Origin of the sequence: Plantibacter sp. Leaf1 (assembly GCF_001421315.1) — a bacterium.
Taxonomy (GTDB): domain Bacteria; phylum Actinomycetota; class Actinomycetes; order Actinomycetales; family Microbacteriaceae; genus Plantibacter.
The window spans coordinates 528,232-539,156 of record NZ_LMJX01000003.1 but is presented as its reverse complement, the minus strand read 5'-3'; the positions used below and the strand labels follow the sequence as shown (position 1 = coordinate 539,156).

Here is a 10,925-nt window from a genome sequence, read left to right as displayed (position 1 = left end):
CCCGCCGTACACGATCCTTACACCCTGCCCGGTCGAGGTCAACTCGACACCGATCAGCGTCCGCCGCCCCCGCCTCCGCCGCCGCCACCACCCGCGAAGCCGCCACCCGTCGAGCCACCGGAGGAGCTCGCGCCTCCGCTCGTCGACCACGACGCGGACGTGCTCGACGCCGATCCGGAGAAGCCGGAGAAGGCGTTCGCGAACATCGCCGCCTGGAACGGCGTGTTCGAGTCGTACCAGGACGGCGCGCTCCCGGCCTGTTCGTAGCGGACACCGAGTTCCTTGGCCCACTCGCGCTCCACGCCCCAGAGCACGGCGAAGGGTAGGAGCCGTTCGGTGAGCCGGACGAGCTGGCCGGGGTCGCCGAGGTCCACCCGTTCCGCACCGTCTGGGCTCTGCAGCATGCGGAAGCGGTCCTGCTCCGCCAGCTCGAGGTAGTCGCGGAGGCCGAGCAACTGGTCACGCGCCTCGGCGCCGGTGGCGGTGAGCGGTTTCGGCGCGATGGCCAACACGATCCCCGCGAGCAGCGCGATGCCGGTCACGAAGAGCGCGGCAACGGACCAGCCGTTGTCCGCTCGCTGGGCGTAGGCGACCCCGAAGAAGACGATTCCAGCGACGCCGATGACGGCGAGCGCTCCCACGATGATCCACGCCCGCCCCGCCGAGACCGAACGTCGAAGGCCCCGATCGAGCGCGGTCTGCTTGGCGGCCGCGAGTTCCGCGGTGACGGCCTTGCCGAGCGCCGGATCGACCTGCTTCATCTCCCGTGGCCGTTTCCGGTCGGGGAAGAGCGCGGCCAGTACGCGCCGTTCCTGCTCGTCCGTCGCGCTGTCGTCGAGGTACTGCAGGGAGTAGTCCTTCTTGCCCGGTCCGTCCACGATCCGGAGCTTGCCGCGGACGGCGAGGCTGACGATCTGGGCGGCCATCGACGAGGCGGCACGGCCGGCGAGGTCGCCCGCCAGCAGGAGGTTCATCTGCTTCGGGACGGAGTACTGGGGCACGATGACGCCGCGACCGGGGTGGTCCCGCCAGAACCGCAGTCGGATCCACAGGAGCGCACCGAGACCCGCGGCCGACAGCGCGCCGAGGGCGATCGGGACGATGGAGAAGACCGGCGCCTCACCCGGTCGGGCCGGCTGGACGAAGGTGCCCGGCTCGAAGCCGATGGCGACCGTGAGCGTCTGCCGAGCCTGGAGCGGGACGGAAGCGGTCGTGAAGACGTCGGCGTCCGCGTCCTCCGCCTGGGCGAGGTCGCACGGTGAGCTGTCGTCGGGATCGCCGCGGTAGCAGGCGCCCTCGCCGGTGAGTGCGTCGGCGATGTCGGCGTCGACGCGCACGGTCATCTGCGCGTCCACGAACGGCTGGTCCCAGCCGGTGCCGGGCGCGTCCCAGTAGAACTCGTCCGCACGGGTGTCGCGATAGGCCCCGACCACCCCGCGCTGGGTGTACGTGATGACGTAGCTCTGCGTGCCACGGACGTAGTCGTCCGTGCCGAGCGACAGCTCGAGGAAGTCGCCGTCGCGGTCGGCCTCCCATTCGACGGGAGCACCGTCGGCGTCGGTGACCGACACGATCTCCGTGTGCAGTGGCGCCCGGTCGAACTCGTCCGGGATCGCTCGGATGATGCCCTTGTTCTGGTCGGACTCGGGGAACTCGGCGACGAAGGTCTCCACCGCCCGGAGTTCGGCCTGGCCGTCATCGCCCCGGGAGAGGGTGTACTCCCCGTCGAAGGACGAGAAGGTGAAGTCGGACACGTCGGCGCGGGTGGCTGCGACAGCCGGTTCCGCCGTCGCCGTCATCACGACGAGCGGCGCGAGGACCGTCAGGAGCAACGCGACCAGGACGGGTCGTGATGCTCGCGGCTGGATCGGGGGCTGGCTGCGACGTCGTGGCTTCACCCCGCCAAGTCTAGGAGGAGGGTCCGGCGGGTGCGTGGCCGCACCCGCCGACGCTCACATCTCCTCGTGCGTGTTCGGGTCGCCGTCGAAGAGCCGGCCGTCTGCACGACCGAGTGCGGTGATCGCCTGGACCTCCGCGTCGCTCAGCTCGAACCCGAAGATGTCGAGGTTCGTCCGCTGCCGTTCCGCGGACGCGGACTTGGGGATCGGGAGGACGCCGCGCTGGTGGTGCCAGCGGAGCACGACCTGGGCCGGCGAGACGTCGTGCGCTGCGGCGGCAGTCGCGACGGGCTCCTCGGCGAACGGCGCCTGTGCCTTGCCGAGCGGGCTCCAGGCCTCCGTCAGGACGCCGTGCTCGCGGTGGAACGCGAGGAGGTCCTCCTGCGGGAAGTACGGGTGCAGCTCGACCTGGTTGACGGCCGGCAGGACACCGGTCTCGTCGGCGAGCCTCGTCAGGAACTCCTCCGTGAAGTTCGAGACACCGATGCTGCGGACGAGGCCCTCCCGCTGCAGCTGGATCATGGCCTTCCACGACTCGACGAAGCGGCCGACGGAGGGGTTCGGCCAGTGAATGAGATAGAGGTCGATGCGGTCGAGGCCGAGCGATGCCAGCGAGCCGCGGCACGAGGTGATCGTCTCCTCGAAGCCGTGGTCGCGGCCCGGGAGCTTCGTCGCCACGACCAGCTCGTCCCGGGGGACGTCGGTCTCGCGGACGGCGGCTCCGACCGCGTCCTCGTTCCGGTAGTTGACGGCGGTGTCGAGGAGTCGATAGCCGGCGTCGATCGCGGACAGCGTGGCGTCGGTGCCCTCGCTCCCTCGCAGGGGGTAGGTGCCGAAGCCGATCGCGGGGACGCTCGAACCGTCGTTGAGCTCGAAGGTGGGGATGGTCGTCATCCTCCAACGCTAGACCCGTCGGCCCGCGGATGGCTCCGAGCGGGCTGGGAGGGTTCAGCCTCGACTAGCGTTGGACCATGGCGAAGCTCTCTGCCCCACGTGCCCAGACCCGACCGACCGAACGCACCCATCACGGCGACACCGTGGTGGACCCGTACGAATGGCTCCGCGAGAAGGACTCGCCGGAGGTGATCGAACACCTCGAGGCCGAGAACGCCTTCACGGCGCAGGAGACGGACCACCTCGCCGCCCTCCGGGAGCGCATCTTCCAGGAGATCAAGGGACGCACCCTCGAGACCGACCTGTCCGTCCCGACCCGTGCGGGTGACTGGTGGTACTACGGACGGAGTGTCGAGGGCCGCCAGTACGGCATCCAGTGCCGGGTGCCCGTCTCGGACGCCGACGATTGGACCCCGCCGACACTGCCCGAGAGCGGCGCGGCCCCGGGTGAGCAGATCATCCTGGACGCGAACGTCGAGGCGGAGGGGCACGAGTTCTTCTCCCTCGGCAGCTTCGACGTCTCCGACGACGGCTCCAGACTCCTCTACGGGGTCGACGTCGAGGGCGACGAGCGGTACACCGTCCGGGTCCGTGACCTCGCGACCGGCTCCGACCTCGACGACGAGCTCCTCGGCACCGCCGGTGGCGCCGAGTTCTCCCCCGATGCGTCCGCGATCGTCTACACGACGGTCGACGAGAGCTGGCGGCCCGACACCGTGCACCTGCACCGGGTCGGCACGGCCCAGTCCGCGGACGTCGTCCTCTTCCACGAGCCGGACGAACGGTTCTGGGTGGGTGCGGGCTTCACCCGCAGTCGCGCCCTGCTCCTCATCGAGGCGGGATCGTCGGTCACGAGCGAGACCCGGTTCGTCCCCGCCGACGCGCTGACCGAGGAGGCGCGCATCGTCTGGCCGCGGACGGAGGGCGTCGAGTACAGCGTCGAGCACCGCATCGCCGACGGCGCCGACCGTCTGCTCATCCTCCACAACCGCGACGCCCCCGACTTCGAACTCGTCGAGGTGCCGCTTGACGATCCACTGCAGGAACCGCGCGTCGTGGTCCCCCACAGCAGTGAGCGCCGACTCGAGGACGTCGAGGCGTTCGCCGCGGTGACGACCGTCGCCTACCGGCGCGACGGCCTGACGCGGATCGGTCTCCTCGACGCGACGACCGGCGACATCGAGGAACTCGGCTTCGACGAACCCCTCTCGAGTGTCGGCTGGCACGGCAACGGCGAATGGTCGCAACCGATGCTGCGATTCGGGTACGGCTCGCTCGTCACGCCGTCGACCGTGCTCGAACTCGACCTCCGCTCGGGCGAGCGGTTCGTCCGCAAACAGCAGCCTGTCCTCGGCGACTACGACCCGGCGCGGTACGAGCAGTTCCGCGAGTGGGCGACCGCCGCCGACGGGACGCGGGTGCCCGTCTCCATCGTGCGTCGGCGCGACCTCGAGGGCCCAGGGCCGCTCCACCTCTACGGCTACGGCTCCTACGAGGCGAGCATGGACCCGTCGTTCTCCATCGCCAGGCTGTCGATGCTCGACCGCGGCGTCACCTTCGCGATCGCGCACGTCCGCGGCGGTGGCGAGCTCGGCCGGCACTGGTACGAGGACGGCAAGAAGCTGCGCAAGCAGAACAGCTTCAGCGACTTCGTCGACGTGGCCGACCACCTCATCGCCGACGGCTGGACGACCGCCGGGCAGTTGGTCGCCGAGGGCGGCAGCGCGGGCGGCCTCCTCATGGGCGCGGTCGCGAACCGCGCGCCGGACCGGTTCGCGGGCGTCCTCGCCGGCGTCCCGTTCGTCGACGCGCTGACGAGCATCCTCGATCCGTCGCTCCCGCTGACCGTCATCGAGTGGGACGAGTGGGGTGACCCGCTGCACGACGCCGAGGTCTACGCCTACATGAAGGCGTACAGCCCGTACGAGAACGTCGACCCGGCGAAGCAGTACCCGCGCATCCTCGCGACGACGAGCCTCAACGACACCCGTGTGCTCTACGTGGAGCCCGCGAAGTGGGTGGCCAGACTCCGCGACGCCGGTGCGCCCGCACTCCTCAAGATCGAGATGAGCGCCGGCCACGGCGGGGTGAGCGGGCGGTACAACGCTTGGAAGGAGCGCGCTGAGGAACTCGCGTGGTTGCTCGACGTGCTCGGCCTCGCCGAGACCGACGCCGCGTAGGCGGACAGCCGCGTAAGCGGACAAGACGACGCCTCCACCCCGAGCGGGGTGTAGGCGTCGTCTCGTCGTCGGGCGCCTAGCCGAAGAGGATGGCCGCCTCGTCGTAGCGCTCCTGCGGAACCGTCTTGAGCTTGCCGAGGGCCTCCTCGAAGCGGCAGTTGACGAGCTCGGTGCCACGGAGGGCGATCATCGTGCCCCAGTCGCCGGCCATGACCGAGTCGATCGCCGCCATGCCGAGTCGGGTGGCGAGGACGCGGTCGTACGCGCTCGGCACGCCGCCGCGCTGCAGGTGGCCGAGCACCGTCGCGCGGGATTCGATCCCCGTGCGACGTTCGATCTCCGGTGCGAGGACGTCGGCGATCCCGCCGAGCCGGGGGCGGTTGAAGGCGTCGAGCCCCTTCTCGGAGTGCGCGGACTCCATCGTGTCGAGGGTGAAGCCCTCGGACACGACGATGATCGGCGCACGCCCGCGCTGGTAGACGCTGTCGGCCCACTCGCAGATCTGCTCGATGGACTGCGGCTGCTCCGGGATGAGGATGGCGTGCGCGCCGGCGGCCATGCCGGCGTGCAGGGCGATCCACCCCACGTGACGGCCCATGACCTCGATCACCATGCAGCGCTTGTGCGATTCGCCGGTGGTGCGCAGGCGGTCGATGGCCTCGGTCGCGATCTCGACGGCGGTGTCGAAGCCGAAGGAGTAGTCGGTGGCGTCGAGGTCGTTGTCGATGGTCTTCGGGACGCCGACGATCTTCAGTCCGGCGTCGGTGAGCCGCTTCGCCGCAGCGAGCGTGCCCTCGCCGCCGATCGCGATGAGGGCGTCGATCCCGAGGCGGTCCATGGTGTGCTGCACGTTCTCCGGGCCGCCGTGCGGGCCCTCGAACGGGTTCGTCCGGCTGGTGCCGAGGATCGTGCCGCCCTGTTTGGCGAGCCCGCGCACACTGTGGCGGTCGAGTGGCATGGTCAGCCCCTCGACCACACCTCGCCATCCGTCGCGGATGCCGATGAACTCCTGGTTGTGGATCTTGGTCCCCTTGAGCACCGCACCTCGGATGACCGCGTTCAGGCCGGGGCAGTCGCCGCCGCTCGTGAGCACACCAATTCTCATATCAACAGTCCTCATGGGGATCGGGGCACCACCGGTGCCGGAAGTCATCCCCGACAATACCGTCTCGCCGCCGGTGGTCGATCCAGCATGTGTCGGGGCTCCCGCGAGCCGGGGTTAGGCTGCTGGGATGAGTGCCGACGACTACCTCCCCGCCGATGGCGGCATCACCATGTTCTCCACCACCTGGTGCGGATACTGCGCCCGGCTGAAGCACCAGCTGTCGGCCGCAGGGATCCCCTTCACCGAGATCGACATCGAGCAGGTGCCGGGGACGGCCGAGCTCGTCGCCTCCCTCAACGGTGGCAACCAGACGGTCCCGACCGTCATCTACCCGGACCGTTCCACCGCGACGAACCCGTCGCTCGCGCAAGTGAAGACCGCACTCGGCGTCTGAGCACCGCGAGCTCCGACCGGGTGGCGTTGATCGCCGCCCGGTCGGACACACCGGGCGTCAGCCGCCCAGGGCCTCGCGCAACAGGTGGACGAGGGCGTTCAGCTGCACGGAGTCGACCGAGGCCACATCCTGATCGCTGCCGTCGAGCGCACGGGCCGCGAGCCCCTGCTTGCTGTCGATGAGTTCGGCGACCTTGGAGTCGATCGTGTGGGCGGCGATGATGCGCCACGCGGTGACCGGCTCCTCCTGACCGATGCGGTGCACGCGGTCGATCGCCTGCGTCTGCTCCGCGGCCGTCCACGACAGCTCGGCGAGCACGACGTTCGACGCCGCCTGGAGGTTGACGCCGACGCCCGCCGCCGTGAGCGAGCAGACCGCCACCGCGACCTCGGGGTCGGTGTTGAAGGCGTCGATCGCGGCCTGGCGCGCCTGCGTGGTCTGGTCGCCGCGGAGCGACACCGTCTTCAGACCGCGACCGGCGAACAGCTGCTCGGCGGCGTTCATGACGTCGATGTGCTTCGCGAAGAACACGACCTTGCCGACGGAGCGCGCGAGCTGGGCCGTGTAGTCGGCGGCGAGGACCGCCTTGGCCTGACCGATCTTCCGGATCATGGTGAACACGTTCTCGGTACCGCCGGCGGCCTTCGACTCGTCGAGTTCCGCCTGGGCGACCATGCGCATGAGTTCGGTGTTCGGGTCGTGCAAGGCGTCGACGCGTTCTCCGCGGGACTCCAACACGCGCACGTAGCGCGACTTGAGGCGCTGTCCGAGCTCGGCCTCGGCGTCGCGGATCGACCGGATCGCCTCGTCGTCGAGCTCGACCGGCAGGTCAGCGACCCGCTTCGCGGGGAGGTCCTTCGCCACGTCGAGCTTCTTCCGGCGCACGATGCCCATGTCGATGACCGCTGAACGGGCCGCGGCGTAGAAGGCGTGCTCAGCCGGCGTGAGGCCGGTGTCCTCGAGCCGCTCCATGAGTTCGGCGGTCGGCTTGCCGTCCTTGATCCAGCCGAGGAACTGCCAGATGGCGTTGAAGTCCTCGACGTCGTTGATGAGCGGCGTACCCGTCAGCGCGAGCAGCAGCGGGTCCTGGCCGGGCGTCGCCTTCCGGATCCGGTTCGCGAGGGACAGCACGTGCTGCGACCGCTGGGAGTGGAGGTTCTTGATGAAGTGGGCCTCGTCGACCACCATGCCGCGGAAGCCGAGGGTCCCGAGCCAGGCGAGGTGGCGGTCGAGGACCTCGTAGTTCACGATGATGACGTCGGCGAAGGCGTCGAGGGCCTGGCCGTCGCCGTGGATGACCGTGGCCCGGCGGTGCGGCGTCCACCGCTCGACCTCGCGCGCCCAGTTCATCTTCACCACGTTCGGGACGATGACGAGCAGCGGGTAGGCCTCCGCCACGGAGGCGGCGAGGACGGACTGCGCCGTCTTCCCGAGCCCTGGCTCGTCGGCGAGCAGGAAGGAACGATGCCCCTCCTTGACGCTCTCGACGAACCGCGCCTGGTGCTTCATGACCTCGAGGCCACGGGGCGAAAGGCGGTCGAGCTTGGGCGCGTCGGGGAGGTCCATCGAGGCCGCTCCCCCGCCGGAACCGAGTTCGAACGCCTTGTACAGCGGGCCCATGAGCTCCCAGCTGTCGAGGCGACGACGCACGGTCGGCTGCGGTGCCGCCTGGCTGAAGTCGGGGGCGAGGAACGGGTTGGCCAGCTGACGCGCCTTCACCGACTGCGGGATGACCTGCTTCTCGGCGAGCTCGGCCGGGACGACCGATTCCATGACGGGCTTCTCGACGGTGATGATGAGCTCGTCGGCGCTGAGTTCGGCGCCCGACTCGAGCAGCCAGTCACGGCGGAGTCGCTGTGCGACCGGGCTCGTCGCGGCGTCCGCCTCGAGGAGCTGGATGAGCGAGGTGTCGCGCGCCGCGGTCTTCGCGAGGATGGTCGCGACCCCGTCGAGGCGCTTGAGGAGCTCGGCGCGGGTGGCGTCGCTGTAGCTCGTGTCGGCCTTGACCCGAGCGCGCTCCTCGCGGACCAGGAACGCGATGACCTGGTACTTGGTCCGGTTGGTGGGACCGACCTTGCCCTTCTGCGCCTTCGCCTCGACCTCGCGCACCTTGCGGGCGAGGATCGGGATGATGGGCGCGTCGTCGTCGTGGCGCGACGAGGACCCTCTGGGGTTCGAGCGGCCAGATGAACGGGTGCTGGAACGCCCCTGGGAACGGCGTTGCTGGCCGGTGTGCGGCATGCTCCTCCTGAGCAGTCGAGAATGCCTCATCGGCCGAGGGGCCGGAAGAGACGGGCGTCGGGCCCGACTGGTCGTCGTGGAGCAACAGAGCGTTGCACGAGACCGACACGGGCGCCCGACGGGCGTGTACCCAGTCTACGCCATCGGCCGCATCGCTCGCGAGCGCTCAGTCGGCGGCGTCCTCGAGGAGTCCGAAGCGCTCCAGCTCGGCGTCGTCGAGCATGCGCGAACGGATGAGGAAGCGTTGGCCCGTGGGCGCCTCGACGCTGAACCCGCTCCCCCGGCCCTGGACCACGTCGATCGTGAGGTGCGTGAACTTCCAGTACTCGAACTGCGAGCGCGACATGTACACCTCGACGGGCGCGTCGAGTCCCACGACGTCGAGGGTGTCGAGCAGGACGTCGACCGCCCCGGTGCGGAACATCCCGACGGGGTAGCACATGGGTGAGCTCCCGTCACAGCACCCGCCCGACTGGTGGAACATGAGCGGCCCGTGCACCGCGGTCATCTCGCGCAGGAGCGCGGCAGCGGTCTCGGTGACGTCGACCCGTCCGGTCATGGTGTGTCCTCCGTCGTCTCATCAGGGGGTCTCCGATCGGCCGCACCGGTCCCGGGGCCTGGTGCACGGGTGGCGCGACTCGAACGCGCGCCACCCGCGGACCGGTCGATCAGAAGAAGCCCATCGGGCCTTCCGCGTAGCTGACCAGCAGGTTCTTCGTCTGCTGGTAGTGGTCGAGCATCATCTTGTGGTTCTCGCGGCCGATACCGGACTGCTTGTACCCGCCGAACGCCGCGTGCGCCGGGTACTGGTGGTAGGTGTTCGACCAGACCCGACCGGCCTCGATCGCCCGGCCCGCGCGGTAGAGCGTCGTCGCCTCCCGACTCCAGACACCGGCGCCCAGGCCGTAGAGCGTGTCGTTCGCGATCGAGATCGCCTCGTCGTAGTCGGCGAAACTCGTGAGCGCGAGCACCGGGCCGAAGATCTCCTCCTGGAAGATCCGCATGTCGTTGGTGCCTTCGAACACGGTCGGCTGGACGTAGAACCCGCCGCTCAGTTCACCGCCGAGGTCGGCGCGTTCGCCACCGATCAACAGCTTCGCCCCACCCTGCTTGCCGATGTCCATGTAGGACAGGATCTTCTCGAGCTGGTCGTTCGACGCCTGGGCGCCGATCATGGTGTCCGTGTCGAGCGGGTTGCCCTGCTTGATCTTGCCGATGCGCACGAGCGCGTCGCCCACGAAGCCGTCGTAGATCGACCGCTGCACGAGCGCCCGGCTCGGGCAGGTGCAGACCTCGCCCTGGTTGAGGGCGAACATGCTGAAGCCCTCCTGCGCCTTCTCGTAGTACTGGTCGTGCTCACGCGCGACGTCCTCGAAGAACACGTTCGGGCTCTTGCCCCCGAGTTCGAGCGTCACCGGGATGAGGTTCTCGCTCGCGTACTGCATGATGAGGCGGCCGGTCGTGGTCTCGCCGGTGAAGGCGATCTTCCGGATCCGCGGGTGGGACGCCAGCGGCGCACCAGCCTCGATACCGAAGCCGTTGACGACGTTGAAGACGCCGGCGGGCAGCAGGTCCTTCACGAGGTCGACGATCAGGTGGATCGAGGCCGGGGTCTGCTCCGCCGGCTTCAACACGACGCAGTTGCCGGCGGCGAGCGCCGGAGCGAGCTTCCACACCGCCATGAGGATCGGGAAGTTCCACGGGATGATCTGCCCGACGACGCCGAGCGGTTCGTGGAAGTGGTAGGCGACGGTGTCGTGGTCGAGTTCGGAGATACCGCCCTCCTGGGCGCGGATGGCGCCGGCGAAGTAGCGGAAGTGGTCGATCGCGAGCGGGATGTCGGCGGCGAGGGTCTCGCGGACCGGCTTGCCGTTCTCCCAGCTCTCGGCGACCGCGATCTCCTCGAGGTGCTCTTCCATGCGGTCGGCGATCCGGTTGAGGATGACGGCGCGCTCGGCGACGCTGGTCTTCGACCACGCGGGGAACGCCCTCCATCCCGCCTCGACGGCGCGGTCCACGTCGGCCGCGGTCCCTCGGGCGATCTCGGTGAAGACCGCGCCGGTGACGGGCGTCGGGTTCTCGAAGTACTGTCCGTTCGCTGGCGGGACGTACTCGCCCCCGATGAAGTGGTCGTAGCGCGGGGCGTAGCTGAACACGGCACCTTCGGTACCCGGGTTGGCGTAGACGGTCATGGCACTCCTTGTCGACGACGT

The 10,925-nt window shown here is 69.5% G+C and carries 8 protein-coding genes; 2 read left to right on the top strand and 6 right to left on the bottom strand.

Translation table 11 applies throughout. The features are described 5' to 3' along the window. Positions 1-53 precede the first annotated feature (53 nt). The gene (locus tag ASE44_RS16320) at positions 54-1,898 is read right to left on the bottom strand and encodes a DUF2207 domain-containing protein (protein ID WP_157580030.1); all 1,845 of its coding nucleotides are present in this window, start codon (positions 1,896-1,898) and stop codon (positions 54-56) included. A gap of 54 nt (positions 1,899-1,952) precedes the next feature. Beyond that, positions 1,953-2,792, bottom strand: coding sequence for an aldo/keto reductase (locus ASE44_RS16315; protein ID WP_056012263.1), 840 nt, complete (start codon positions 2,790-2,792; stop codon positions 1,953-1,955). A gap of 77 nt (positions 2,793-2,869) precedes the next feature. Here ASE44_RS16315 and ASE44_RS16310 point away from each other — a divergent pair, with 77 nt between their 5' ends. Next, positions 2,870-4,972, top strand: coding sequence for a S9 family peptidase (locus tag ASE44_RS16310; RefSeq protein ID WP_056781863.1), 2,103 nt, complete (start codon positions 2,870-2,872; stop codon positions 4,970-4,972). 76 nt (positions 4,973-5,048) lie between these two features. On the opposite strand, the gene ASE44_RS16305 is transcribed toward ASE44_RS16310, so the two are convergent. Then, positions 5,049-6,077, bottom strand: a complete 1,029-nt coding sequence (locus ASE44_RS16305) for a 6-phosphofructokinase (protein ID WP_056012269.1) — start codon at positions 6,075-6,077, stop codon at positions 5,049-5,051. A gap of 127 nt (positions 6,078-6,204) precedes the next feature. Here ASE44_RS16305 and ASE44_RS16300 point away from each other — a divergent pair, with 127 nt between their 5' ends. After that, complete coding sequence (locus tag ASE44_RS16300; RefSeq protein WP_056012271.1) at positions 6,205-6,471, top strand: mycoredoxin; 267 nt, start codon at positions 6,205-6,207, stop codon at positions 6,469-6,471. A 57-nt stretch (positions 6,472-6,528) separates the two neighbouring features. Here ASE44_RS16300 and ASE44_RS16295 read toward each other — a convergent pair whose 3' ends face one another. The 3 genes from ASE44_RS16295 to ASE44_RS16285 all read right to left on the bottom strand — a co-directional run bounded on the left by ASE44_RS16295 (position 6,529) and on the right by ASE44_RS16285 (position 10,904). Further along, positions 6,529-8,712: a DEAD/DEAH box helicase gene (locus ASE44_RS16295; protein ID WP_056781862.1), complete on the bottom strand. Its 2,184-nt coding sequence runs from the start codon at positions 8,710-8,712 to the stop codon at positions 6,529-6,531. Between the two features lie 166 nt (positions 8,713-8,878). Next, entirely contained in the window at positions 8,879-9,271 is a 393-nt protein-coding gene (locus tag ASE44_RS16290) for a DUF779 domain-containing protein (RefSeq protein ID WP_056012276.1), read from the bottom strand. 109 nt (positions 9,272-9,380) lie between these two features. After that, positions 9,381-10,904 carry an aldehyde dehydrogenase family protein gene (locus tag ASE44_RS16285; protein WP_056781861.1) on the bottom strand — a complete coding sequence of 508 codons (1,524 nt, stop codon included), beginning with the start codon at positions 10,902-10,904 and terminating at the stop codon, positions 9,381-9,383. Between the last annotated feature and the right edge of the window lie 21 nt (positions 10,905-10,925).